General features: G+C 63.6%; 22 protein-coding genes. 11 read left to right on the top strand and 11 right to left on the bottom strand.

All coding sequences use genetic code 11. The features are described 5' to 3' along the window. Positions 1-23 precede the first annotated feature (23 nt). The 4 genes from EV656_RS10640 to bhcR all read right to left on the bottom strand — a co-directional run bounded on the left by EV656_RS10640 (position 24) and on the right by bhcR (position 6,764). Positions 24-2,531 (bottom strand): DEAD/DEAH box helicase, encoded by a 2,508-nt coding sequence (locus EV656_RS10640; protein ID WP_274610542.1) that lies wholly within the window; start codon positions 2,529-2,531, stop codon positions 24-26. A gap of 461 nt (positions 2,532-2,992) precedes the next feature. After that, on the bottom strand, positions 2,993-4,834 hold the full coding sequence (ilvD, locus tag EV656_RS10635) for a dihydroxy-acid dehydratase (protein WP_132603525.1): 1,842 nt from the start codon (positions 4,832-4,834) through the stop codon (positions 2,993-2,995). Positions 4,835-4,940: 106 nt separating this feature from the next. Continuing rightward, a complete protein-coding gene (locus EV656_RS10630; protein WP_132603522.1) occupies positions 4,941-5,864 on the bottom strand; it encodes a LysR substrate-binding domain-containing protein in 924 nt (307 codons plus the stop codon). Positions 5,865-5,915: 51 nt separating this feature from the next. Beyond that, the gene (gene bhcR / locus EV656_RS10625; protein ID WP_132603519.1) at positions 5,916-6,764 is read right to left on the bottom strand and encodes an HTH-type transcriptional regulator BhcR; all 849 of its coding nucleotides are present in this window, start codon (positions 6,762-6,764) and stop codon (positions 5,916-5,918) included. A gap of 241 nt (positions 6,765-7,005) precedes the next feature. Here bhcR and bhcB point away from each other — a divergent pair, with 241 nt between their 5' ends. The 3 genes from bhcB (at position 7,006) to bhcD (ending at position 10,235) form a co-directional block, all read left to right on the top strand. Beyond that, positions 7,006-7,974: a beta-hydroxyaspartate dehydratase BhcB gene (gene bhcB / locus EV656_RS10620; RefSeq protein ID WP_132603516.1), complete on the top strand. Its 969-nt coding sequence runs from the start codon at positions 7,006-7,008 to the stop codon at positions 7,972-7,974. A 20-nt stretch (positions 7,975-7,994) separates the two neighbouring features. Next, on the top strand, positions 7,995-9,158 hold the full coding sequence (bhcC, locus tag EV656_RS10615; protein WP_132603513.1) for a 3-hydroxy-D-aspartate aldolase BhcC: 1,164 nt from the start codon (positions 7,995-7,997) through the stop codon (positions 9,156-9,158). 111 nt (positions 9,159-9,269) lie between these two features. After that, positions 9,270-10,235 carry an iminosuccinate reductase BhcD gene (gene bhcD, locus EV656_RS10610; RefSeq protein WP_132603510.1) on the top strand — a complete coding sequence of 322 codons (966 nt, stop codon included), beginning with the start codon at positions 9,270-9,272 and terminating at the stop codon, positions 10,233-10,235. Between the two features lie 6 nt (positions 10,236-10,241). On the opposite strand, the gene EV656_RS10605 is transcribed toward bhcD, so the two are convergent. Continuing rightward, entirely contained in the window at positions 10,242-11,582 is a 1,341-nt protein-coding gene (locus tag EV656_RS10605) for an aspartate aminotransferase family protein (protein WP_132603507.1), read from the bottom strand. Positions 11,583-11,900: 318 nt separating this feature from the next. On the opposite strand from EV656_RS10605, the gene EV656_RS10600 reads away from it, so the two are divergent. The 6 genes from EV656_RS10600 (at position 11,901) to EV656_RS10575 (ending at position 19,376) form a co-directional block, all read left to right on the top strand. Further along, the gene (locus tag EV656_RS10600) at positions 11,901-12,866 is read left to right on the top strand and encodes a TAXI family TRAP transporter solute-binding subunit (RefSeq protein ID WP_132603504.1); all 966 of its coding nucleotides are present in this window, start codon (positions 11,901-11,903) and stop codon (positions 12,864-12,866) included. A gap of 86 nt (positions 12,867-12,952) precedes the next feature. Next, positions 12,953-15,550 carry a TRAP transporter permease gene (locus tag EV656_RS10595; protein WP_132603501.1) on the top strand — a complete coding sequence of 866 codons (2,598 nt, stop codon included), beginning with the start codon at positions 12,953-12,955 and terminating at the stop codon, positions 15,548-15,550. After that, positions 15,547-15,975, top strand: coding sequence for a universal stress protein (locus tag EV656_RS10590; RefSeq protein WP_132603498.1), 429 nt, complete (start codon positions 15,547-15,549; stop codon positions 15,973-15,975). The genes EV656_RS10595 and EV656_RS10590 overlap by 4 nt, the downstream gene beginning before the upstream one ends. A 135-nt stretch (positions 15,976-16,110) precedes the next feature. Then, positions 16,111-17,913, top strand: a complete 1,803-nt coding sequence (gene lepA, locus EV656_RS10585) for a translation elongation factor 4 (protein ID WP_132603495.1) — start codon at positions 16,111-16,113, stop codon at positions 17,911-17,913. A 154-nt stretch (positions 17,914-18,067) separates the two neighbouring features. Continuing rightward, the gene (locus EV656_RS10580; protein WP_132603492.1) at positions 18,068-18,871 is read left to right on the top strand and encodes a hypothetical protein; all 804 of its coding nucleotides are present in this window, start codon (positions 18,068-18,070) and stop codon (positions 18,869-18,871) included. Positions 18,872-19,139: 268 nt separating this feature from the next. Further along, on the top strand, positions 19,140-19,376 hold the full coding sequence (locus EV656_RS10575) for a hypothetical protein (protein ID WP_132603489.1): 237 nt from the start codon (positions 19,140-19,142) through the stop codon (positions 19,374-19,376). 15 nt (positions 19,377-19,391) lie between these two features. Here EV656_RS10575 and EV656_RS10570 read toward each other — a convergent pair whose 3' ends face one another. Continuing rightward, entirely contained in the window at positions 19,392-19,667 is a 276-nt protein-coding gene (locus tag EV656_RS10570; RefSeq protein WP_132603486.1) for a hypothetical protein, read from the bottom strand. Between the two features lie 198 nt (positions 19,668-19,865). On the opposite strand from EV656_RS10570, the gene EV656_RS10565 reads away from it, so the two are divergent. Next, positions 19,866-20,075: a hypothetical protein gene (locus EV656_RS10565; RefSeq protein ID WP_132603483.1), complete on the top strand. Its 210-nt coding sequence runs from the start codon at positions 19,866-19,868 to the stop codon at positions 20,073-20,075. Beyond that, complete coding sequence (locus EV656_RS10560; protein WP_200276561.1) at positions 20,072-21,547, top strand: sodium:solute symporter family protein; 1,476 nt, start codon at positions 20,072-20,074, stop codon at positions 21,545-21,547. The genes EV656_RS10565 and EV656_RS10560 overlap by 4 nt, the downstream gene beginning before the upstream one ends. A gap of 83 nt (positions 21,548-21,630) precedes the next feature. Here the strand turns inward: EV656_RS10560 and EV656_RS10555 are convergent, their stop codons facing one another. From EV656_RS10555 to hypC, 5 genes are all read right to left on the bottom strand, one after another. Beyond that, a complete protein-coding gene (locus EV656_RS10555; protein ID WP_132603480.1) occupies positions 21,631-22,656 on the bottom strand; it encodes a glycosyltransferase family 2 protein in 1,026 nt (341 codons plus the stop codon). A gap of 9 nt (positions 22,657-22,665) precedes the next feature. After that, a complete protein-coding gene (locus EV656_RS10550; RefSeq protein ID WP_242469021.1) occupies positions 22,666-23,346 on the bottom strand; it encodes a sugar transferase in 681 nt (226 codons plus the stop codon). Between the two features lie 233 nt (positions 23,347-23,579). Next, positions 23,580-24,623 carry a hydrogenase expression/formation protein HypE gene (gene hypE / locus EV656_RS10545; RefSeq protein ID WP_132603477.1) on the bottom strand — a complete coding sequence of 348 codons (1,044 nt, stop codon included), beginning with the start codon at positions 24,621-24,623 and terminating at the stop codon, positions 23,580-23,582. Beyond that, positions 24,620-25,762, bottom strand: coding sequence for a hydrogenase formation protein HypD (gene hypD / locus EV656_RS10540; RefSeq protein WP_132603474.1), 1,143 nt, complete (start codon positions 25,760-25,762; stop codon positions 24,620-24,622). The genes hypE and hypD overlap by 4 nt, the downstream gene beginning before the upstream one ends. Further along, positions 25,759-26,049 (bottom strand): HypC/HybG/HupF family hydrogenase formation chaperone, encoded by a 291-nt coding sequence (gene hypC / locus EV656_RS10535; protein WP_132603471.1) that lies wholly within the window; start codon positions 26,047-26,049, stop codon positions 25,759-25,761. Before hypC ends, hypD begins: the two co-directional genes overlap by 4 nt. Positions 26,050-26,051: the final 2 nt, after the last annotated feature.

The following is a 26,051-nucleotide window of genomic DNA, read 5'->3' as shown; positions in this document are numbered from 1 at the left end:
GGGGCAGGGCTGATATCCCAAAATTACTTGGCGCTGTGGCGCTCGAGAACGTCATGGGCCATCCGGGCTTCGAGACGTTCCCGCAGGCGTGCCATTGAAAGACCCTTCTCATCAAGAACTCTTTCTGCTTCGGCTCGCCAAAGCATATCGCCGGCGCCCGGGAGGGAGCTCTTCAATCCGCGCAAAGCCGCCAATGCCTCTTGAGCCCAGCGCCTGAAGTCGTCCAAGTCCCAAAAGGCGACCGACCTAAGGTGGGGGAAGGCGCCATCACCCGCTTTACTTACGGGGGACACGATTACGGCGAGGATATCGCATTCACTTGCGTAATCGACGTTGTCCCGAAGCCACGCTGGATGCCCGTTGGCCTGCCTCGCCTTTACCGCTCCGAATACAGTGCCGCTCTCGCCGTCAGCATGATCTTCGAACACAATGCCTTTAGACTTCCCAATCCACCATGGATCAGGAGCTGCATCGGTTTCGTTGTTATCCGCAGTGAAACCGAGCAGTCGCCCCAATTCCACCTGAGAGCTTTCGAAGGTTTTCGTTTCTTGCAAGCCTTCAAGGATCTTTTTCTCAGCCTTCGCAAATTTCCTATCGCTCGAAGTACCCATTCGAACAAGTGTGGCTTCGATCTTTTCAACCTGATCTTGGAGGTTTTCATCAACGTCCAAGACCTCAGGGTCCTTTTTTTCCGGAGGCAGCAACGAAGATGCCCATGGCAGGTGCTTGGCCGCCTTCATCGCCTGATTGTATTGCTCTTGGGCCACCTTTTCCATCATGGAGTTTCCACCCTTGCCAGCAAGAAGCGCCGCCGATCCTGCAAGATAATGCCACAAAGCACGATATCCCCTCAGATCTGGATCTTCCAATGCTGCCAGCACTCGCTTTGCACTCTCGAGCGCGGCAGGATAATCTGATTTCCACAAGGCCCTTTGGTAGGCTATTTCGAACGGAACTGCTCGTTCGAGATCTTCAGTGGCGGGGAATGGGTTTCTGGACTTCGCCTTCGTGAGTTGCCGAATATCATCTTCGATTTCTCCCCAAAGCCCGTCGTCATCATGCTCCCAGAATGCGTCAAATTTTGCAAGAAACTCTTCCTGCTCAACGTCTATTGACTCTTCCACTCCGAACTCAATTTCGGCTTGGAACTCGGGATAAAGAAACTCGCGCCTATCCACCGCGGAAAGGTAATCTTGAAGTTCTCCACCGCTCACAACCACAACGGAATAGTCTTCGATGCTGCGCGTGCAGCGGCCGATTGCCTGCAGCACACGAGTTTGAATGCGCGAACTGAGGAGCAGCTCTGCCCCCATTTTCTTTTGAAAAAATCTCTCTTGATAGTTTGCTGCCTTGGGAAGCTCTTCAATAAACAGAAGTCTGCACTCCTTCTTTGGAAAATCAATTCCATCATATCGGCCAGCAAGGATGGCGACCGCCTTTTCCTGATTGACAAAGTCTCCTTTCGAGTGCTCGAGCTCATCAGAGCCGAAGACTGAATAGCCAAGGCCATCTTCGACGGCTTCTTCGATCTTTTTTGCCACTTTCCCGCTGGGCGTAAGGACTACCGAACGGCCCGCACGTTCCATCAACTTTAGGCGAAGTTCGTCAATTTCTTCGGCATCCAACGACATCCCTGGGAACATAAAGAAGCGCCGACCCACGGCTTCGAGATCGAAGCCAACTGGCGCTGGCAGCCTGTAAATCTTTTCGCGACCCGTAAGGCGCTCAAGATCACCGCCCTCCCCGGGCGTAGCAGACATGAAAAGTCGATGCTTGGCGTTTTCGAATGCAGGAAACGACCATGTGGGGGGAATGATCGGACGCATAAGAAGCCCGCCAAAGCCAATATAAATGTGGCACGAATTCAAGTTTTCCCGAATCATTTTCCATGAGAAATGAAGGCCAATCTCTTCGACGTTTTCATCAATAACTTCGATCAGATCATCCTTCACCGCTAGCATTACTGGAGTAGGAATCTTGTCGACCCACCCAACATCGGCGAAAGACGAGATGTCACCGCACAGGATTGAGTAGTCGAGCTTTCCAATATGGGGCTTCAGTATGCTGGCGATGGCCCTGATAAGGGGCCTGTGCGACTTCTCCCTACTATCAACCTCCAATGACCACATGCTGCTAATATAATTATCGGCAGTATGAGCGTCATCTACAATGATGGTGTCGGCATCATTAAAAAATGGGTTAGTGTTAAACAAGCTATTGTATGTCGTAATCGCGATCTTTTTCCCTTGACGATACTGGGCGGCGTCAATGGGAGAATATTTCGATTTCTGCCCTACAAACTTAACCACGTCCAAACCAAACTTGTTAGCGCACTGCTCCGCAGTTTGATGAACGAGTTGGCGCGTGGGGCATAGGTAAACCACCTTTTCGTTCAGTTTACGCCGCCGCCACTCACCGATCATCACCCCTACAAGAGTTTTTCCGCTACCTGTTGGCAACTGAAGCGCAACATCTGGCTTCTCGAGAGCGTCAGCCATATATGACTCAATTATCGCCCTCTGGTGCGGCATTTCTGTGGAAAAAGATCGCTTTGATAACGATCGGAACAACTCGATTGGATTTTCTGAAATCTCCTGCCTTTGCCGAGTCCGCTTAAAAACCACCCTTAACTCCCATCTTGTATTGCCCCGCACGCACAGCTAAAGGGCGAGCTGGGCAACAACAATACACTCCTCCGTCCTGGCTTCAAGAGCGTGTCTTGCTAACAGTGAATGGCGGCTTTGATAATAGAGATGGGGCCGGCTCGCGAGTGCAGCGGACTTCTGCTTGCCACCCTCGGCGACGTGAGCACAGGCGGTACCGTCATCGGGTACCATGCAAAGCCGTTGCGTCCAATCTGCTGCAGTTCGGCATTTCCTTTAGCCTTTGCTCCCAAGCCAACAACTCTTGGAACAGGAGGTTCGAGCTTGCTCCCTTTAGGTGCACCATTTCCCGACAGGCGCGCCACGCGCGCGTGACGCGGCAGGCCGTATCAGTCGAAATCAGGCACCTTGCGCACCGCGCCCTCGGCGGCGCTGGTGGCCATCGCGGCATAGGCCTTCAGCGCCGAGGTCACGCGGCGTTTGCGCGGTTCTGCCGGTTTCCAGCCCGCCGCATCTTGCGCCTTGCGCCGTTCGGCCAGTTCGGCCTCGTCCACGGCCAGTTGAATGGTGCGGTTGGGGATGTCGATCTGGATCGTGTCGCCCTCGCGCACCAGGCCGATGGTGCCGCCGCTGGCGGCCTCGGGCGAAACGTGACCGATGGACAGCCCCGAGGTGCCCCCCGAGAAGCGGCCATCGGTGACCAGCGCGCAGGCTTTGCCCAGGCCTTTGGATTTCAGGTAGCTGGTGGGGTACAGCATTTCCTGCATGCCCGGGCCGCCCTTGGGCCCCTCATAGCGGATGACCACCACGTCGCCGGCCGAAATCTTGCCGGTCAGGATCGCGCTGACCGCGGCGTCCTGGCTTTCGAACACGCGGGCCGGGCCGGAAAAGACCAGAATGCTGTCATCCACACCGGCGGTTTTCACGATGCAGCCATCGGGGGCCAGATTGCCCGACAGCACCGCCAGCCCGCCATCGGGGGAAAAGGCGTGCTGTGCGTCGCGGATCACGCCGGTTTCGCGGTCGGTGTCCAGGCTTTCCCAACGGCGATCCTGGCTAAAGGCGGTCTGGCTGGGCACGCCACCGGGTGCTGCGCGGAAAAAGAGTTTTGCCGCCTCATCCGCGCCTCGGCTGATGTCCCAGGTATCGATCGCCTGGCCCAGGGTGGGGGTGTGGACGGTGGGAACGTCGCGGTCCAGCAGGCCCGCCGCATCCAGCCGGCCCAGGATCGCCATGATGCCCCCGGCGCGGTGGACATCCTCCATATGCACGTCGTCCTTGGCCGGGGCGACCTTGCACAGCACGGGCACCTTGCGCGACAGGGCGTCCACGTCATCCATGGTGAAATCGACCCCGCCTTCCTTGGCGGCGGCCAGAATGTGCAGGACGGTGTTGGACGAGCCGCCCATCGCGATGTCCAGCGTCATCGCGTTCAGAAAGGCCGCGCGCGTGGCGATGCCGCGCGGCGTGGCGGTTTCGTCGTCGTTTTCATAGTAGCGCTTGCACAGTTCAACTGCGCGGTGGCCCGCCTCTTCGAACAGGCGGCGGCGGTCGGCATGGGTGGCGAGCGTCGAGCCATTGCCGGGCAGCGACAGGCCCAACGCCTCGGTCAGGCAGTTCATCGAGTTGGCGGTGAACATCCCCGAACACGACCCGCAGGTCGGGCAGGCAGAGCGTTCGATGGTCATCACGTCCTCGTCGCTGACCCGGTCGTCGGCAGCGGCCACCATCGCGTCCACCAGGTCCAGTGCCTTTTCGGTGCCGTCCAGGATGACCTTGCCGGCCTCCATCGGGCCGCCGGACACAAAGACGGCGGGGATGTTCAGCCGCATCGCCGCCATCAGCATGCCGGGGGTGATCTTGTCGCAGTTGGAGATGCAGACCATCGCGTCGGCGCAATGGGCGTTGACCATATATTCCACCGAATCCGCGATCAGTTCCCGCGAGGGCAGGGAATACAGCATCCCGTCATGGCCCATGGCGATGCCGTCATCCACCGCGATGGTGTTGAATTCCTTGGCCACGCCGCCGGCCTTTTCGATCTCGCGCGCGACAAGCTGGCCCATATCCTTCAGATGCACATGGCCCGGCACGAACTGGGTGAAGGAGTTGACCACCGCGATGATCGGCTTGTTGAAATCCTCGTCCGACATACCTGTCGCACGCCACAGGCCGCGGGCGCCGGCCATGTTGCGGCCATGGGTGGAGGTGCGGGAACGAAGGGCTGGCATGGGGCGTGTCCTTTGCTGACGGTCTATCGGTGGGGAAATCGCAGGTTGGGCGGGAAAAATCAATCGCCCGAAAGATCGTTGCGCCAGATGCGGTCTGTTGGAAAGATCACGCCGCCGTGTTCTCTGCCGTTGTCAGGTTCAGTGCCTGGGCGGTGTCGCGCACCGTGTCGGCGATCCGCTGGAAACGGCAGGCAAGCGGGCTGGTCTTGCGCCAGATCATGCCGATGGTCCGTTGCGGGCGGGGCGTCTGGAAATGGGCAATCGACACATCGGCCGAGCGGGTTTCGACCGGGACGGCCATTTCGGGGATCAGCGTCACCCCCATGCCCGCGCCGACCATCTGCACCAGCGTCGACAGCGAACTGCCATCCAGCAATTCGCGGGGGCGCGCCGCGGGCGCGGCGCAGAACGAAAGGGCCTGGTCGCGAAAGCAATGCCCCTCTTCCAGCAGCAGCAGGCGCATTTCGCGCAGGGTTTCGGCGCGGGGGACCGGCGCACCGGCCTCTGCCGCGGGGCGGACCAGCACGAATTCCTCGGTGAAAAGCGGTACCTCTGCCAGGGCGGGTTCCGAAATCGGCAAGGCCACGATCGCCGCGTCCAGCGCGCCGGCCTCCATCTCTTGCAGCAGGCGCGGGGTGACGGTTTCGCGCACGCGCAGGTCCAGCCCCGGATAGCTGGCCATCAACCGCCCCATCAGCGCGGGCAGCAGATAGGGCGCGACCGTGGGGATCACGCCCAGCCGCATCCGGCCGCTGACCTCGTCCTGGGCGGCGCGGGCCATTTCCTGCAGGTCGTCCACCGCGCGCAGGATGTCGCGCGACCGGGCCAGCACCTCTTCGCCAAAGCCGGTCAGGCGCACATGCCGCGGCCCCCGCTCGAACAGGGGCGCGCCCAGGGTCGCCTCCAGCTCCTTGATCTGCATGGAAAGCGCGGGTTGCGAGATGGCGCAGGTCTCGGCGGCGTGGCCGAAATGACCGTGCCGGGCCACGGCCTCGAAATAACGGAGCTGTTTCAGCGTTGGGGTTGCCATAAGTATTACTTACCTCGGCTGGCAGTTGGTGCAAGGTTCCCTTACGGCCCGTTACCCCGCGCCTGCGCCGGTGTTGCCGCCGATGCCTTGCGTGATCTGGCGGGCGGCGCGCATCACCTCCTGTGCCAGATCGGGCAGGGCGGCCTGTGGCAGCCGTTGCGCGGGGCCAGAGACCGACACCCCGGCCACCGCCTCGCCATGCATGTCGAAGATTGGGGCGGCGACGCAGCGCATGCCGGCATTCTTTTCCTCGTCATCGATGGCATAGCCCCGGGCGCGGGTCGCGGCCAGGTCGGCGGCCAGCGCCTGCGGATCGGTCAGGGTGGTCTGCGTAAAGCGCGCCAAGTCGTGCCGTTTCACGATTTCCTCGACCCGGCTGGGCGGCATCTGCGCCAGCAGCGCCTTGCCGATCCCCGAGGAGTGCATCGGCGACAGCGTGCCCGGCGGAAAGAAGGCCCGGATTGCGGCATGGGTTTCCACCTGGCTAAGGAACAACACCTGGCCGTGCCGTTCGACACCCAAGTTTGCGGTCTCTCCCGTGGCCTCCATCAATGCGCGCAGGGCGGGGCGAGCCTGTTCGGCCAGGGACGACCGGCGCAGGAAGCGCGACCCGATGCGAAAGGCCCCGGCGCCGATGTTCCAGGTCTGGCTGTCGGCATCGAATTCGACCATGCCCCGCGTTTCCAGGGTGAACAGCACGCGGTAGATGCTGGCGGCGGGCTGGTCCAGCGCGGCGGCCAGTTCCGACAGGGTGCACCCGCCGATTTCGCCCAGGCGTTCCAGCACGGCGATGCCGCGATCCAGCGCCTTGATGACATTCTGTTCGCTGGTGTCGGTCCAGGCGCGCGGCCGCCCGCGCGCACGGCGTTCCGGCGGGGCAGGGGCAGTGCTGTCTGTCATGGATTTCCTGAATTTGAAATACTTTTTCACATGATGAAAAAGGCAACCTCTTGCTGCAAGGTGTTTTTCCGCGCACCTGCCGTTTTTGAAAAATGTTTTCAAAAAAATTGAGATCTGACAGCGCGGCGCTACCTTATCAGTCTGAGCAAATTTGTTGCAGCACGGGTGACGCATATCGCCCCGCGCGCGGCGTTGTCCGGCTGGTTGTCCGGCCGGTCTGTCACCCGGAGGTCAAAGCCGAATGAAAGACATGGCCAGCATGATCCCTACCTTCGACGACGTGGTTGCAGCCCACCGGCGGATCGCGCCCTATATCCATCGTACCCCGGTTCTGACCTCGTCTTATTTCAACGAGTTGACCGGTGCCGAGCTGTTTTTCAAATGCGAGAACTTTCAAAAGGCCGGCGCCTTCAAGGTGCGCGGGGCGTGTAACGCGGTCTTTGGCCTGGATGACGACAAGGCGAAAAAGGGCGTGGCGACCCACAGCTCTGGTAACCACGCGCTGTCGCTGAGCTATGCGGCCGGGCGGCGTGGCATCCCCTGCCATGTCGTGATGCCGCGCACCGCGCCCGAGGCGAAAAAAGCCGCCGTGCGCGGCTACGGTGGCCAGATCACCGAATGCGAGCCCTCGACCACGTCGCGCGAGGCTGTGTTCGCGGAGGTCCAGGAACGCACGGGCGCCGAATTCGTGCATCCCTACAACGACCTGCGCGTGATCGCGGGGCAGGGCACCTGTTCGCGCGAGTTGATGGAACAGACCGACGGGCTGGACGCGGTGATCGCGCCTATCGGGGGCGGTGGCATGATCTCGGGCTGCTGCCTGACGCTGTCGAACATCGCCCCCGACGTGCAGATCTATGCCGCCGAGCCCGAGCAGGCCGACGACGCCTGCCGCAGCCTGAAGGCCGGGCACATCATCGCCGACGATGCCCCCGTGACCGTGGCCGACGGGCTGAAGGTGCCGCTGAAGGAAAACACCTGGCACTTCGTGTCCAACTACGTGACCGACATCTTTACCGCGTCGGAACAGGAAATCATCGACGCGATGAAACTGACCTGGCAGCGGATGAAGATCGTGATGGAACCCAGTTGCGCGGTGCCGCTGGCGACCATCCTGAAATACCCCGAAGCGTTCCGCGGCAAGCGGGTCGGCGTGATCATCACCGGCGGCAATGTGGATCTCGATCGCCTGCCCTGGATGGCCGGCTGAGCCCGAAACAGGAGGACGACATGAAAGACATGACCAGTCTCGACAACCTCGAAGTGGGCTTTGACGTGCCTGCGCTGCCCGGTATGGATGCGGCTGACGTGCAGACGCCCTGCCTGGTGCTGGACCTGGACGCGCTGGAACGCAACATCAAGAAGATGGGTGATTATGCCCGTGCCCATGGCATGCGCCACCGGGTGCACGGCAAGATGCACAAGTCGGTGGACGTGGCCAAGTTGCAGGAAAAGCTGGGCGGCGCCTGCGGTGTGTGCTGCCAAAAGGTATCCGAGGCCGAAGTCTTTGCCCGCGGTGGCATCAAGGACGTGCTGGTGTCCAATCAGGTGCGCGACCCGGCCAAGATCGACCGGCTGGCGCGGATGCCCAAGCTGGGCGCGCGCACGATCTGCTGCGTGGACGATGTGGATAACGTGGCCGATCTGTCGGCGGCGGCGCAAAAGCACGGCACCCAGATCGAATGCCTGGTCGAGATCGACTGCGGCGCCGGGCGCTGCGGCGTGACCACCACGCCCGCCGTGGTCGAGATCGCCAAGGCCATCGACGCAGCGCCGGGGCTGAAGTTTGCCGGCATTCAGGCCTACCAGGGCGCAATGCAGCATATGGACAATTATGAGGATCGTAAGGCCAAGGTCGATATCGCCATCGCCATGGTGCGCGACGCGGTCGAGGGCCTGAGGGCGCAAGGGCTGGAGTGCGACATCGTCGGGGGCGGGGGCACCGGCAGCTATTATTTTGAGAGCGCCTCGGGGGTCTATAACGAGCTGCAATGCGGATCTTATGCTTTCATGGACGCCGATTACGGGCGGATCCTCGACAAGGATGGCAACCGGATCGACAAGGGCGAATGGGAAAACGCGCTGTTCCTGCTGACCCAGGTCATGAGCCATGCGAAACCCGAAAAGGCGATCGTCGATGCGGGGCTGAAGGCGCAATCCGTGGATAGCGGGCTGCCGGTCATCTATGGCCGTGACGATGTTGAATATGTGAAATGTTCGGACGAACATGGCGTGGTCGCAGACCCGGAGGGCAAGCTGAAAGTCGGCGACAAGCTGAAGCTGGTTCCCGGCCATTGCGACCCCACCTGCAACGTGCACGACTGGTATGTCGGCCTGCGCGGCGACAAGGTAGAGGCCGTCTGGCCCGTCTCGGCCCGCGGCAAGGCCTATTGAGGAAAGCCGCCCGTCGGGCGACTGCCTCTGGCAGGATATTTCGACCAAAGCAGAACGGGCGCGGGGGCGTGGTTCCCCGTGGCCCGCGATGAGTGATCAGGAGGGGCAGCGATGATCATCGTGCCGGAGCGCGAGATTGCCGGGCTGATTTCGGCAGAAGACAGTTTCGAGGCGGTCGAGGCCGTGTTCGGGGCCATGGCGCGGGGGGATGCCTATAACTTCCCGGTGATCCGTGAGGCAATCGGTCATGCCGATGCGCTTTATGGCTTCAAGTCGGGGTTCGACCGGGCCGGGCTGGTGCTGGGGCTGAAATCGGGTGGGTATTGGCCGGGGAACGCGGACAAGGGGCTGACCAACCACCAGTCGACCGTGGTGCTGTTCGATGCCGATACCGGGCAGCCGCATGCGCTGGTGGGCGGTAACCTGCTGACGGCGCTGCGCACCGCAGCGGCCAGCGCGGTGTCGATCCGGCATCTGGCACGCGCGGATGCGCGGGTGTTGGGGATGATCGGGGCCGGGCATCAGTCGGCCTTTCAGATGCGGGCGGCGGTTCGGCAGCGCGATTTCGACAAGGTCGTGGGGTGGAACCTGCATCCGGAGATGCTGCCGCGCCTGGCCGAAACCGCCGAGGAACTGGGCCTGCCCTTCGAGGCGGTGTCGCTGGAAGAGCTGGGCGCGCAGGCCGATGTGATCGTCACCATCACCTCCAGCTTTGCGCCCAGCCTGTTGGCGGCGCATGTCCGCCCCGGCACCCATATTGCCTGCATGGGCACCGATACCAAGGGCAAGCAGGAGGTGGAGGCCGCCCTGCTGGCGCGCGCGCGCGTCTTTGCCGACGAGATCGCGCAATCGGTCAGCATCGGCGAGGCACAGCACGCCGTGGCAGAGGGGTTGATTGCGGAAAGCGACATCACCGAGATCGGTAAGGTCATCATCGGGGCGGCGCCGGGCCGGCAGTCGGCAGAGGAGATCACCCTGTTCGACGGGACCGGCGTGGGGCTGCAGGATCTGGCGGTCGCCGCGCGCGCTGTGGAATTGGCCCAGGCGCGCGGCGTTGCCCAGCAGGTCGAAATGTAGGCCCGGTCAGGCGGTGGCGGGCAGAACCCGGTCCAGCGCCCGCGACAGCGCGGCGAAGGCCATTTCCAATTCGTCCTCGGTGGCGATGAAGGGGGGCGCCAACAGGACGTGGTCGCCCTGTTGCCCGTCCCGGGTGCCGGCCATCGGGTAGCAGATCAACCCCTCGTCCATCGCGGCGCGTTTCAGCTTGCCCGCAACGCCCAGGGCCGGATCGAAGGGGGTTTTCGACGCACGGTCGGCCACCAGTTCGACCCCCCAGAAGAAGCCGCGGCCCCGGATATCGCCCACATGGGGGTGCTGTCCGAAATGGCGGGTCAATCCCTCTTGCATGACGCTCTGGCCCATGCGGTTCACGCGGGCGACAAGGTCGTGATCGGCCATTTCCTGCAGCACGGCCAGGCCGGCGGCGGCCGCGACCGGGTGGCCTACATAGGTATGCCCGTGCTGGAAAAAGCCCGAGCCGTCCGCGATGGTGTCGTAGATCCTGCGCGAGGCCAGCATCGCCCCGATGGGCTGGTATCCTGCGCCCAGACCCTTGGCGATGCACAGGATGTCGGGGGCGACACCGTCCGCGTCGCAGGCGAACAGGTGCCCGGTGCGCCCCATGCCGCACATCACCTCGTCCAGGATCAGCAGCACGCCGTGGCGGTCGCAGATTTCGCGGATGCGCTTGAAATACCCGGGCACTGCGGGCACGGCGCCCAGGGTCGCACCGACCACGGGTTCGGCGATGAAGGCCATCACCGTGTCCGGGCCCAGACGCTGGATTGTCTCCTCCAGCTCGTCGGCGGTGCGCTGGCCGTAGGCCTCCAGCGTTTCGCCCTCGGCGCGTTCGGCATATTCGTAGCAGGGCGCGATGTGGTGCATGTCGGTCAGCAGCGGCGCGAACTGCGCGCGCCGCCAGGCGTTGCCGCCTGCGGCCAGCGCGCCCAGGGTGTTGCCGTGATAGCTTTGCCGCCGGGCGATCAGGTGGCGGCGCTGCGGTTCGCCCCGTTCGACATGGTATTGGCGGGCCAGCTTGATCGCGGCCTCTGTTGCCTCTGACCCGCCAGAGACCAGATAGACGCGGTCCAGATCCCCCGGCGCGCGGGCGATCAGGAAATCCGCCAACGCCTCGGCCGGATCGGAGGTGAAAAAGCCGGTATGGGCAAAGGCCAACTGGTCAAGCTGTGCCTTGATCGCGTCGGTCACCCGCTGATTCGAATGCCCCAGGCAGGACACCGCCGCGCCGCCCGAACCGTCGAAATAGCGTTTGCCCGTGGCATCGATCAGGAAGCAGCCCTCGCCGCTGGTCGCGACGGGCAGGGGGGCGTGGCAGTTGCGCGGAAAGACATGAGAGGCCGCCATGGCATGGGCTTTCTTAAAGGGGGCAGGGCGTTGGGCGCGCAGGAACCCGGGCGTCCGTTGCGCCGTGGGGGCAACGGTGCGGTCCGTTCGGGTGGTCGGGGTTTGGTATCACTCTGGCCTGCGCGCGTTGATCCGAAAACTAAAGCACCGCCCTGGCACGTTGACAATGACAATCGCAGCCGAAAGACTTGCCGCCACTCGTCGGGGGCGGCGCGTCTGCGTGCGGTCCTGACAAAGGGGGCTGTTCGACGCGGTTGCGGGGGCTAGGTTTCCCGTGGTCAGTCAAGACCCCATAAAAGCACAGGGAGTAAACAAACCATGATGAACAAGCTGAAACTGGGCGGTGCCGTTCTGGCGCTGAGCGTGGCGACTGCGGGGTCCGCATGGGCCAACCAGTTCATCACCATCGGCACCGGCGGCGTGACCGGCGTGTACTACCCCACCGGGGGCGCGATCTGCCGTCTGGTGAACAAGGACCGCAAGGATCACGGCATCCGCTGCTCGGTCGAATCGACCGGCGGGTCGGTCTACAACACCCGCACCATCCGCGCGGGCGAGCTGGACTTTGGCGTGGTGCAGTCGGACGTGCAGGCCGCCGCGATCGCCGGTACCGGCGCGTTTGCCGATGACGGGGCCTATGAAGGGCTGCGCGCGCTGTTCTCGGTCCACCCCGAGCCGCTGCATGTGATGGCCCGTGCCGATGCGGACATCGCTGGCCCGGATGACATGAAGGGCAAGAAGATCAATATCGGCAACCCCGGCTCGGGCACCCGTGTTCTGGCCGAAACGCTGATGGAATACACCGGGCTGTCCGCCGACGATTTCGCCCTGGCGGCCGAGCTGAAATCCTCGGAACAGTCGGCTGCGCTGTGCGACGGCAAGATCGATGCCGCGATCTGGGCCGCGGGCCTGCCCAACGGCTCCAGCCAAGAGGCGACCTCGTCCTGCGACATCAGTATCCTGCCGCTGGAAGGCGAGGCGATCGACGCGCTGCTGGCCGACAACCCGGCCTATGCCAAGGCGACGATCCCGGGCGGCATGTATCCCGGCAACCCCGACGACATCCCGTCCTGGGGCCCCAAGGCGACCTTCGTGACCTCGGCCGAGACGCCGGATGAGGTGGTCTATGCCGTTGTCAGCGCCGTCTTCGAAAACTTCGAGGACTTCAAGAAGCTGCACCCGGCCTTCTCGCGCCTGACCGAGGAAGAGATGATCAAGGACGCGCTGAGCGCCGAGATCCACCCCGGCGCGATGAAATACTACCAAGAGCGCGGCTGGAAATAACCCGGCCCCTGCTAAACGCATTCAACCCCCGGCGCCCGTAGTGGTGCCGGGGGCATTTTCCCTTTGATTGCAACACCGGGGGCAGCATGTCCGAGAAAAGCCAGGCGGTGACCGACGAGTCGCTGGAGGATTTCGTCGCGGATGCCGATACCGGGGGACGCCAGCCGCGGGATGCCTTCGGGCGCAACGCGCTGTGGTATATCCCGCTCTTCTGGTCGCTATACCAACTGTGGATTGCCTCTCCGCTGCCCTTCGCGCTGGGGGTTGGCGTCTGGAACGATACCCAGACCCGGGCCATTCACCTGGGCTTTGCGGTGTTGCTGGCTTTTCTCGCCTTTCCGGCGTTCAAGTCATCGCCGCGGACGCGCATCCCCTGGTTTACATGGGGCATCGCGCTGATCGGGGCCGCTGCGGCCTCGTACCAATGGTATGCCTATGACGGGGTGGCCGCACGCTCAGGCCTGCCCAATACGCTGGATATCACGGTTGCCGTTGCGGGCCTGGTCCTGCTGCTGGAGGCGGCGCGCCGCTCGCTTGGCATTCCGCTGATGGCGGTGGCTCTGTTCTTCCTGGCCTATGTCTTCTTCGGCAGTTGGTCCGGCCTGCCCGATGTCGTGCAATGGAAAGGCGCGTCGCTGTCCAAGGCGATGAGCCACATGTGGCTGACGACAGAGGGTGTTTTCGGCGTCGCGCTGGGGGTTTCCTCGGGCTTTGTCTTTCTGTTCGTGCTGTTCGGCGCGCTTTTGAACCAGGCGGGCGCGGGCAACTATTTCCTCAAACTCGCCTTTGCCGCCCTAGGGCACCTGCGCGGCGGCCCGGCCAAGGCGGCGGTGATCGGGTCGGCCGCGACCGGGCTGATTTCGGGGTCGTCCATCGCCAATGTCGTGACGACCGGCACCTTCACCATCCCGCTGATGAAGAAGGTCGGCTTTCCCTCGCACAAGGCCGGCGCGGTCGAAGTGTCCTCTTCGATCAACGGGGTGCTGACGCCGCCGGTGATGGGGGCCGTGGCGTTCCTGATGACGGAATATGTCGGCATTTCCTATGTCGAGGTGGTCAAGACGGCGATTGTTCCGGCCGCTATTTCCTATGTCGCACTGGTCTATATCGTCCATCTTGAGGCGCTGAAGATGGGGATGACCGGCACCTCGCGGATGAACCCGGTCAAGTTCATCCTCGGCGCGATCTTCATCATTGCGATTTCCATCGTCCTGGCCGGCGGTCTGTTGTGGCTGTGCGGTCTGACGGTCGATGCGGCCCGGGCCCTCTTGGGCGGGGCGTCGATCTGGGGGATTCTGGCGCTGATGGCGGTTGCCTATGTGGCCGCCGTCCGTTTCGCCGCGCAACAGCCCGATCTGCCGATGGACCTGGATTCCATGCAGCATCTGCCCCCCGCGCGCGAGATCCTGAAAACCGGGCTGCATTACCTGATGCCGATCCTGCTGTTGATGTACATGCTGATGATCGAGCGGAAATCGCCCGGGCTGTCCGCCTTTTGGTCGACGGTGTTCATGCTGGTGATCCTGCTGACGCAGAACCCGCTCAAGGCGTTCTTCCGCCGCGAAGGAGAGTTCGCAAGACATGTCCGCGAGGGCGTTTCAGACATCGCCCACGGGCTGGTGATCGGGGCGCGCAACATGATCGGCCTGGCCGCGGCCATGGGCGTTGCGGGCATCATCGTGGGCGCGGTGACGCTGACGGGCATCGGCCAGGTCATGGCGGAATTCGTTGAATTCCTGTCGGGCGGAAACCTGCTGGCGATGCTGTTCTTCGTTGCGGTGATCTCGATCATCCTCGGGATGGGGCTGCCGACGACCGCCAATTATATCGTCGTGTCCTCGCTGATGGCGGGGGTCGTGGTGGAACTGGGGGCGCAATCCGGGCTGATCGTGCCGCTGGTCGCGGTGCACATGTTCGTCTTCTACTTCGGGATCATGGCGGACGTGACGCCACCCGTGGGGTTGGCGTCCTTTGCCGCGGCGGCGATTTCCAAGGGCGATCCGCTGCGCACCGGGTTCCAGGCGTTCTTCTACTCGATCCGCACGGCGCTGTTGCCGTTCCTGTTCATCTTCAACACCGACCTGCTGCTGATCGACGTGGGGCCGGTGCAGGCGGTGTTCGTCTTTATCGTGGCGCTGATCGCGATGCTGCTGTTCGCGGCGGGGACGATGAACTATTTCATGGTGAAATCGCGGCTGTGGGAAAGCGCGGCGCTGCTGCTGGCGGCCTTTACCCTGTTCCAGCCGGGGTATTTCCTGAACCAGATCTCGCCAGAGTTTGAAACCCGGCCCGGATCGGCGCTTTATGATCTGGCCGCCACCGTCCCGGCAGAGGAATCGCTGCGCGTGCGTTTCGTGGGCGAGGATCTGATGGGGAACGCAGTGGATGCCCGTTATCTGCTGCCGCTTGGGGCGGCGGGCGGGGATGGGGCGGCCCGCTTGCAGCAGAATGCCGGGATCGAGTTCCGCGAAGAGGACGGCGCGCTTTACGTCGACAACCTGGCCTTTGGCGGCCCGTCCGAACAGCTGGGCATCGATTTCGACTGGCAGGTGGTGGAGATCGAGATTGCCGCCGACCGCATGCCCAAGGAAGTGTTCTACCTGCCCGCCTTCCTGTTGGTGGGCGGGGTCTTTGCCCTGCAAATGCGGCGCAAGCGCCGCCAGCCCCAGGAGGCCCCCGCATGACCCGGCACATCCTTTGCGCCGTCGACCTGCAACACGCCGAGGCAGATGCCAAGGTGCTGAAACGCGCCGCCGAACTGGCCGGGTTCTACGGCGCCACCCTCAGCGTGGTGACCGTGATCCCCGATTACGGGATGTCCATCGTGGGATCTTATTTCGAAGAGGGCACGATGAAAAAGGCGGTGCGCGCCGCCAACGACCAGTTGCATGCCTTTGTCGCGCGTGTGCTGCCCGATTTCGGCAAGGTGCAGCACATCGTCGAGGTGGGCAGCGTCTATGAAATGGTGCTGGACGCGGCGGATCGGTCCCATGCCGATCTGGTGGTGATGGGCGCGCACAAGCCCGACATCATCGACCGCTTTCAGGGGCCGAATTCGGCCCGGGTGGCGCGCTATGCCAAGATTTCCGTGCTGATCGTGCGGGAGTAGGGGCGCGGTAGGCGGCCCCCCTCGGTTCTGCGTCGGAAGGGCAGGCTGGATCTGTGGCACGGGCGGTGGGTTGTCACCCACCCTACACGCCAAACACCCATTGACCGGCCCCCAAAACCGCCGCATATCCCGCCCATGACCGAGCTCAAGTATATCCGCAACTTCTCCATCGTGGCGCATATCGACCACGGTAAATCCACGCTGGCCGACCGGCTGATCCAGTTGACCGGAACGGTGGCAGAGCGGGACATGAAGGAACAGCTTCTCGACGCGATGGATATCGAGCGGGAGCGGGGCATCACCATCAAGGCCAACACCGTCCGGATCGAGTATCCGGCGAAGGACGGCCAGACCTATGTGCTGAACCTGATTGACACGCCCGGTCACGTCGACTTTGCCTATGAGGTGTCGCGCAGCATGCGTGCGGTAGAGGGCTCGCTGCTGGTTGTGGACGCCACCCAGGGGGTAGAGGCGCAGACGCTGGCGAACGTCTATACCGCCATTGAGGCCGACCACGAAATTGTGCCGGTCCTGAACAAGATCGACCTGCCCGCCGCCGATTGCGACCGTGTGGCCGAGCAGATCGAGGACGTGATCGGCATCGATGCGACCGACGCGGTACAGATCAGCGCCAAGACCGGCATCGGCATCCCCGACGTGCTGGAGGCCATCGTAAAACGTCTGCCGCCCCCGCACGAGGGCGATCGCGACGCGCCGCTGAAGGCGATGCTGGTGGACAGCTATTACGATTCCTACCTGGGCGTTGTCGTGCTGGTTCGCATCATCGACGGCGTGCTGAAAAAGGGCATGCGCATTCGGATGATGAAAACCGGCGGGGTTTATCCGGTGGACCGTATCGGTGTCTTCCGCCCCGCCATGCAGGACATCGCCGAACTGGGCCCGGGCGAGATCGGGTTCCTGACCGCGTCGATCAAACAGGTGCGCGACACCCGCGTCGGCGACACGATCACGACCGAGAAGAAGGGGGTGGAAACGCCTCTGCCGGGCTTCAAACCCGCGCAGCCGGTGGTGTTCTGCGGCCTGTTCCCGGTGGATTCTAATGAATTCGAGGATCTGCGCGACGCGATCGAGAAATTGGCCCTGAACGACGCCAGCTTCAGCTTTGAGATGGAAACCTCGGCCGCGTTGGGTTTCGGTTTCCGCTGCGGGTTTCTGGGCCTGCTGCACCTGGAGGTGATCCGCGACCGTCTGGAACGGGAATACGGGATCGACCTGATCACCACCGCGCCCAGCGTGATTTACCACGTCTACATGAAGGACGGGGAGATGCAGGAATTGCACAACCCCGCCGACATGCCCGATCTGACCCATATCGACCATATCGAGGAACCGCGGATCAAGGCCACGATCCTGGTGCCCGACGAATACCTGGGCGACGTGCTGAAACTGTGCCAGGATCGCCGGGGCGAACAGCTGGACCTGACCTATGCGGGCACGCGGGCGATGGTGGTCTATGACCTGCCGCTGAACGAGGTGGTGTTCGATTTCTACGACCGGCTGAAATCGGTGACCAAGGGTTATGCCAGCTTTGACTATCAGATGTCGGGCTATCGCCAGGATTACCTGGTCAAGATGCAGATCCTGGTGAATGACGAACCCGTGGACGCGCTGTCGACCATGGTTCACCGCGACCGGGCGGAAATGCGCGGCCGGGCCATGTGCGAAAAGCTGAAGGATCTGATCCCCCGCCACATGTTCAAGATCCCGATCCAGGCGGCCATCGGCGGCCGCGTGATCGCGCGCGAAACCCTGGCCGCCCTGCGCAAGGACGTGACCGCCAAATGCTATGGCGGCGACGCCACGCGGAAGAAGAAGCTGTTGGAAAAGCAGAAGGCGGGCAAGAAGAAGATGCGCCAGTTCGGGAAGGTGGAGATCCCGCAGGCGGCGTTTATCAATGCGTTGAAGATGGATGATTGAGGCGCAACCCCGGCCTTGGCCGAGGTGAAATCGCCCCGGTGAAGCGATTTCAGCGACGAACGCCCGAGGCAACCTCCGAGCACGGAAGCGGCTAGAACTTTTTGGCTCTTATGGTAGCGTCCCTATGTTATGTCTATAGCGAGGGGCTAAATCGATGACAGACAAGCGGATAAAACACGCGCCCTCAAAGAAAAGTTGTTTTATTATATCGCCAATCGGAGCGGAAGGCGGTGATATTAGAAGGCGGGCCGATAAGGTCTTAAAGCATGTTATAAGGCCGCCACTAGAGGAGCGTGGCTATTCGGTGGTAAGAGCGGATCATATCGCGGATCCGGGCATGATTACCACTCAAGTGATCGACAAGATTCGCGAGGCTGATTTGGTTGTTGCGGACCTGTCAGGTCATAATCCAAATGTTTTTTATGAGCTGGCGGTGCGACACGCATTGAATAAGCCATTCATTCAGATTATTGAAAGTGGAGAGCAAATTCCTTTTGATATCGCCGGGTTTCGTACCATCCATTTAGATCATACTGACTTGGATAGTGCTGATGAAGCGCGGAAAGAGATCGGCAACCAAGTAGATGCTATTGAAGGAGAAAATTTTAAGCTTGTAACGCCGCTAAGCTTCAGTGTCGATATGACCTCATTTGCGGCAAGCGAAGATAAAGAGAGCGTCTATATTTCTCGCCTATTTGATGCAGTCTCATCACTTCAAGCTCAGCTTGCTGCAATGGATAGAAGGCTTGCGCGCGGAGGTTTTGACTCCGATCAAGGCCTCATTCTTGAAAGGGCCCTTAGAAACAGGTCAGAGAAGCTTCAATATCTTGAGCATGAGAACGCGCGTCTGATATCAGAGCTGGACGAGTTGCGTTCGCGCCGGGAGGAAATCGCTGTGGAACGTCATGCGCTCAGAGCGCTAGGAGAGAAAGCTAGGTCCGGCGCGCGCGAAAAATGAAAAATAGTGGGGTATGCCTCAGCACCCGTAGGATGGGTGCAACCCACCGATCCGTTTTCCAAACCATCATGGTGGGTTTCACCCACCCTATGGCACATATTTCCCGCCCGGCGTTCACGCCGGGCAGCGCCCTCCCCGTCGGGCCGGGCGCTGCCCTTCGTAAAATCACCAAGCGTCGGCCGCCTCACGCCCTCGTTATGCCCCCATTTGATCCACGACATCCCGCCGCACGTATCCTCCCTGCTTCATGAAACCAAGGGAGGATCCTATGGACCGACTGAGCATCATGCTGACCCCGGTCACCGGCGCCGTCATCACCGGCTTTATCGTCATCGCCCTGTTCTCGCTGGGCTTTTACAACTGGGCCGCGGTGGGCACTGGCGCCGTGATCGGTGCTATCCTGGCCTGGCCGGCGGCCTATATCGTTTCGCGCAAGATCAAGGGCGACGACCCGTTCCAGACCCGCGCCCGCACCCAGGGCATGCGCGGCCTGCCCGAGGTCTGAGGCACCGGGGGCGGGCTACTCCGACCCCCGCACCGCCTCTGGGTGTGCCTTCAGAAACCCGTGCAGCACGGCGTACAGCGCCCGCGCATGGGGCACGTCATCGGCGTGCAGCGCCGTGCGGATATCTTCGCAGATCATCGCCTGCACCTTTTGTCCCCCGTGGTGCAGGTGCATCAGGTAATCCCCCAGCAGTGCCGCATCCAGCGGCGGGATGTGGTCGTGTTCGGCGATGGCGGCGATCTCTTCGGTCGTCAGGTCGGTCATGTCCTCTATATCGTCGGCACTGATCATCGGCGGGCCCTCCTGTCTGTCAGGATAGCACGGCGCCGCCCGCCCCCCTACAGCGATGCGCGGACGGTGCGGTCCCGCTGCCCGCGCCAGACGGGGCGGGACAAAGCGCCGCCTCACGGTCAGTCAACCTTGAGCGGATGTCGCAAAAGGTCTATGGACCGTCGCTTGTATCTGTAGAGATCGAGGGAGGACACCCGGATGCGTGAAGAGGTTACCCGCCCGCCCGCGGGGCGGCGTTTCTGGATCGTGGCGATGGCCGTCCTGATCCTGGCCGGAATCGCTGTGCCCTATGGCGCCCTGGCCGGGGCCGCGCCGGGCTTTGCCGTTCTGCTGTTCTGGGCGGGCTTCGGGCTGGCCGTGATCGCCCTGATCGCGCTGGCCGTCCTGCGCTGGAGGGCAGAGCCATGATCGCGCCGCTGCTTGTCTGGGCCGCGATCGGCCTGTTCACCGCCCTGGGCTTTGCCATCGCGCTGCGCGCGGCCCGCGCCAACACGGGCACCGCGGGCGATTACTACATCGCCGGGCGCGATGTCGGCGGGATGGTCGCGGGCCTGTCCTATGCCGCGACCACCTATTCGGCCTTCATGCTGGTGGTGCTGACCGGGCTGACCTATCGCGGCGGCGCGGGCGCCCTCGGGTTCGAGTTGATCTATTTCGCCGGGCTGTCGCTGCTGGTGATCTTTGCGCCGCGCTTCTGGCTGGTGGCGCGCCGCTGGGGGTTCATTTCCCCGGCCGAGATGATCGGCGCGCGTTACGGGTGCCGGATGGTGGCGCGTCTCATGGCCGTGGTCAGCCTGGTGTTCCTGCTGCCCTACTGCACGACGCAGATGGCGGGGATCGGCCTGTTGTTGTCGGGGGTCACGGATGGCGGCATCAGCCTATTCGGCGCGGTGGCCACGGGCGCGGCGCTGGCGATGTTCTGGGCAGTGTTGGCCGGGCTGCGTTCGGTCGCGTGGACCGACGCGGTGCTGTCGGTTGTGATGCTGGTCTCTGGTGTGCTGGCGGTCGGGTTTGCCGTGTCGGCGCTTGGCGGCTGGTCGACCTTTGCGCAGGGGCTGGCGACCGATCACGGCGCCTGGCTGGGCGTGCCCGGATCGGGATTGTGGAGCTTGCCGACCTTCGTCGCGCTGGCGGTGCCGTGGTTCTTTTTCGCGCTGTCCAACCCGCAGGTCAGCCAGCGGCTGTTCGTTCTGCGCGATTTCCGCGCGATGCGGCGGATGATCCTGTGGGTGCTGGGCTTTGGCTTTGTGTTTACGCTGATCGCGGTGGCCTGGGGCTTTGCCGCGCTGCAACTGGTGCCGGGGCTGGAAAACAGCTCGATGGCGACGCCTGCGTTGTTGACCTCGGGGGTGGTGCCGGTCTGGGTGGCGCTGTTGCTGATCCTGGGCATCCTGTCGGCGGCGGTTTCGACGCTGGATTCCATCGCGCTGGCGGTGGGGGCGATGATCGCCCGCGATTTCATCCGGCGCGAGGGCGTGTCCAATGACGGGCTGCAAATCCTGGCCGGGCGTATCGTGATCGTGGGTGTGATCCTGTTTGCCAGCTATTTCGCCCTGCAAAAGGCGCAAATCGTGGATCAGCTGGCGGCGCTGTCGGCGGCGGGTCTGCTGGTCACGGTGCCCCCGATCATCGGGGCGTTCTTCTGGTCGCGGGGCACCGCGGCGGGGGCGCTGGCCGGTATCCTGGGCGGGGCGGCCGTTGCGGTCTGGATGGCGATCCTGCAAGGGGTCAGCGTGTTCAACCCGCTGCTGCCCTTCACGGTCGGCGGGGTCAGCACTGCGCTGTTCGTGGGGGTCAGCCTGATCACCCGCCCGCGCGCGGGCGCGTTGGATTTCGCCGCAGAGATCGCGGAGGACTTGTCGCGCCACCGGGCCTGGTAAGGCGGGCGCGCAACGATTGGCAGGGTGGGCGCCGTGTCCCATCGGAACGGACGGGCCGGTGCGCGGGATGCGCGCCGGCCCGTTCAGGGCTTGAGGTCCAGCATCCGTTGGGGGGATGCGCGCCCTTGCAATAGATCCCTGACCGCGCGCAGGTTTCCCCGCAGGCGCCCGCGGAAATCGGCCCAGGCGGGCGGGTGGATCGCGCGGAAAAGGTTCGACAGCGCATCGCGTGCGATCATCGCCACGGCCTGGCGCCGTGTCATGGTCCCCTTTTTCAGCAGGTGAAGCGGGGCGATGACCTGCGAATAGCCCAGCAGCATGCCGGGGGGGCGGCCGGTCTTGGTGCCCAGATGCACGCCACGTGCGGCATTGTCCTTGACCAACCGGCCATGGGCGGCGATGCGGCGTGAGAAATCCAGATCCTCCAGCCCGCCGTAAAGCGGGAAACTTTCGTCAAAGCGCAGGCCCCGGTCGAGGATGACCGACGCCCGCATCGCAGAGTTGCACCCGTGGCCGGAAAAGACAGGCTGCAAACGGTCCGCGGCGGGGCTTTGCAGACGCCTTGCCAGCAGGGCCTGACCCTTTTCATGGCTGAAACCGGGGCCGTGCATGCCGTCGGCCAGAACTGTGCCCGTGGTCATGGCGATGTCGGGATAACGCTCGAACACGTCCAGGGTGCGCCGCAGATAGTCGGGGGCCATCAGGAAATCGTCGCTCAGCAGCACCATGATTTCGTCGCGGCGCAGGATGCGGATGATCTGGTTGCGCCGGGCCGTTGCGCCGCCCCTGCCCCGCACGATTTCCAGCGGAAAGGGCAGGGTGGACGGGTTCAGATCGCCGAGATCCTCGCTTGCCCCCAGGCTGAGGACCACGCGGTCGGGCAGCCGGTCCTGCCGGGCGATGGCGCGCACGGTATCTGACAGGATGCCGGGCCGCTGCGCCGAGGGGATCGCAACCACGATGCGCAGTTTGCCAGGCCGGTTCGCGCGGGGGGCGCGATCGGCACGTGATGGCCGCGGGGCAGTGTAGACCTCGGCGACCAGGTGGCTTTTCCGGCGCAGGGCCGCGATCTTGTCGGCGGCATCGCCCGATGTGGTCAGTTGGGGCATGGATCGGTCCTACATGGCGCCGCGCTGGCCAAGGACCACGCCAACGGTCCTGAGCATGATGCGGAGATCGTCGAGAAAGCTGGCATTGCGCACGTAGTCGCTGTCCAGCGCGATGCGTTCGGCATAGCCGTCACCACGGCGCCCGCTGACCTGCCAGGCCCCGGTGATGCCCGGGCGAACAGCACAATACTCGGTGAAATGGCGGCCGTATTTAACCGCCTCTTCGGCAAAGATCGGGCGCGGACCGACCACCGACATGTCGCCGATCAGCACGTTCCAGAATTGCGGCAGCTCGTCCAGTCCGGTGCGGCGCAGAAAGCGTCCGATGCGGTGCGCGCGGGCGGGCTGGTCAAGTGTCGGGTTCTTTGGTCCCTCTGCCCGGAACTCTGCCTGCCAGGCCAAGCGGGCATTGCCACCCTTGCGCATCGTGCGAAACTTGAAACAGCGAAAGGCGCGGCCATCCTTGCCGATGCGGGTATGGGGGCACAGCACGGGGCCGGGGGCGCTCAGGCGCAGCAGGATGGCGATCACCGCCATGGCAGGGGCCAACGCCAGCAGGGCGAGGGCGGCGAACAGCTTGTCGAACAGCAATTTGGCGGGTGATATCCCGGGCTGGTCCGCCCGCGGGGAACACGGCCCCCCATCCGTGGGCCGCGGGATCATGCGCCTCGGTGCGATCTTGTCGCTCATCCTGCTTCCCCCTGGACGTGCTGCGACCCGATCCCGGCAGCGCCGGGGTGCTGACAAGAGAATGCCACACAAATGCCACAGTTGCTTTTGGCGCCCGGGAAACAGACTGTTTCGGGGTTTTGCCGTCACGATGGGCGCAGGCCGGGGCGATCGTCAGGTTCGCGGAAACAATTTGGCAAGGGCAGGCCACAGGTCGGCGGAATCGATGCGGCGACAAGGTGCAGCTGCCTGGGTCAGCAGATCCGCGGCAACTGTTCCCCGACCAACATATCGACGATACGGCTGCCGCCAAAGGCCGTGCGCATGCGGACCTGTCCGGGGTGATCGCCCAGGGCGCGGCCGATGATGGCAGCCTCTGCGCCCTCGGGGCGGGCGCGCATCGCAGCCAGCGCCGCCTGGGCCTGGTCCTCGGGGACGAACAGCACCAGCGTGCCCTCGTTGGCCAGGTACAGCGGGTCGAGCCCAAGGATTTCGCACATGCCCGCGACCTCGGCCCGTTGCGGCAGGGCGGTTTCTTCGATCTCGATCCCGACGCTAGCGGCCTGGGCCATTTCGTTCAGGGCAGAGGCCAGGCCGCCGCGGGTGGCGTCGCGGGCGGCGCGGGTGTCGGGGGCGGCGGCGATCACCGCCTCCATCAGGTGGCCCAGCCCCTGGCAATCCGATTGCAGATCGGTGGACAGCGCCAGATCGCCCCGTGCTGCCAGGATCGTCGCGCCATGATCGCCCAAGACACCGTTGACGATGGCCACGTCGCCGGGGCGGATCAGGTTGGCGCCCAGATCGCGGCCGGGCGGGATGACGCCCACGCCGGTTGTGGTGATGAACAGGCCATCGGCCGCGCCGCGCCCGACCACCTTGGTATCGCCGGTGACGATGCGGACGCCCGTCCTTTCGGCCTCTGCCACCATAGAGGCGACCACACGGCGCAGCAGCGCGATCTCGGTCCCCTCTTCGATGATGAAGGCCGCCGACAGCCACAGCGGTTTTGCGCCCCCCACGGCCAGGTCGTTCACTGTGCCGCAAACCGCCAGTGTGCCGATATCGCCGCCGGGAAATTCCAGCGGCGTGACGACGAAACTGTCGGTGGTCATCGCCAGCCGCGCGCCGGGTTCGGCCAGGGCGGCGTTGGTCAGGCGGGCCTGATCCTCCATCCCGTCGGGGCGAAAGGCGCTGGCGAAGACCTCGTCGATCAGGTCGCGCATCGCACGCCCGCCGCCGCCATGGGACAGGGTCACGCGGGTATCGCGCAGGCGGGCGGGTCTGGCCATGTCGTTCATTCCGCCGCCTCCGTCGCGCGGGCACCGCCATATTGCCAATAGGCCGCACAGGCCCCTTCGGAACTGACCATCAGCGCGCCCAGGGGCATTTCTGGCGTGCAGCCCTTGCCGAATTGCGGGCAGGCGGTGGGCTTGATCCGGCCGGTCATAACCTGCCCGCAGGCGCAGCCCTCGGGCTCGGGCACTTGGCGCGGCCCGGCGGCATAGCCCACGCCGAATTTTTCCTCGGCGTCATAGGCGGCATAGGCCGGGCGGATGCGCAGGCCCGAGGCGTCGATTTCCCCCAGTCCCCGCCACTCGAAACTTGGGCGGCGTTCATAGACATCGGCCATCGCGGCGATGCTGACCGGATTGCCGTGCTCGGGCACCACGCGGGCATACTGGTTTTCGACCTCTGCCCGGCCCTCGGCGATCTGGGTCAGGACCATCAGCACCGATTGCAGCAGGTCCAGCGGTTCGAACCCGGCAACCACGATGGGCTTGCCATAGTCCTGTGCAATGAAATCGTAGGGGTGCGTGCCGATCACCATGCTGACATGGCCGGGCCCGATGAACCCGTCCAGCACCATGTGGGGATCGTCCAGCAGCGCCTTGATCGGCTCGGGTACCGTGATGTGGTTGCAGAACACGCTGAAATTGGTCAGCCCCTCACGCGCGGCCTGCTGAATCGCCAGGGCGGTCGATGGCGTGGTGGTCTCGAACCCCAGCCCGAAGAATACTACCTCGCGCCCGGGATCGCGGCGGGCCAGTTCCAGCGCGTCGAGCGGCGAATAGACCATGCGGATATCGGCGCCGTCGGCCTTGGCCTGCATCAGCGATTTCCGCGTTCCGGGCACCCGCATGGCGTCGCCAAAGGTGGTAAAGATCACCTCGGACCGCTCGGCGATTTCAACGCATTCGTCCACGCGGGCCATCGGCAACACGCAGACCGGGCAGCCGGGGCCGTGAATGAACTCCACCCCCTCATGCACCAGCTTGTCGAGGCCATAGCGAAAGATCGCGTGGGTATGCCCGCCGCAGATTTCCATGATGTGCACGGGGTTTTCGCGGGTCGCACCGATCCGGTCGGCCAGTGCTGCGATGCGGGCCAGCACGGCGCGGGCGGCCTTGGGGTCGCGAAATTCGGTTGCGTATTTCATTGCCCGACCTCCAGCGCCTTGGCGCCCTCTTCCATGGCCTCCAGCGCCTCTTGCGCCTCGCCCAGATCGTGCAGGGCCTGCAGGGTCTTGGCGGCCTCGTCCGCGTCGATCCGCGCCATGGCAAAGCCGACATGGATCAGCGCCCATTCGCCCACCAGGTCGGCGATGGGGCGGTCAAGGATGCAGGCCACGTTGACCTCGCGCCGGACGCCGGACACCTCTGCCAGCGCCATCATGCGCGCCTCGTCGGTGATGGCCACGATCTGGCCGGGAATGCCAAGGCACATCG

Source organism: Rhodovulum adriaticum (assembly GCF_004345735.1).
Classification (GTDB): domain Bacteria; phylum Pseudomonadota; class Alphaproteobacteria; order Rhodobacterales; family Rhodobacteraceae; genus Rhodovulum; species Rhodovulum adriaticum.
Note: the sequence above shows the minus strand (reverse complement) of the source record. Positions and strands in the feature narration are given on the sequence as shown.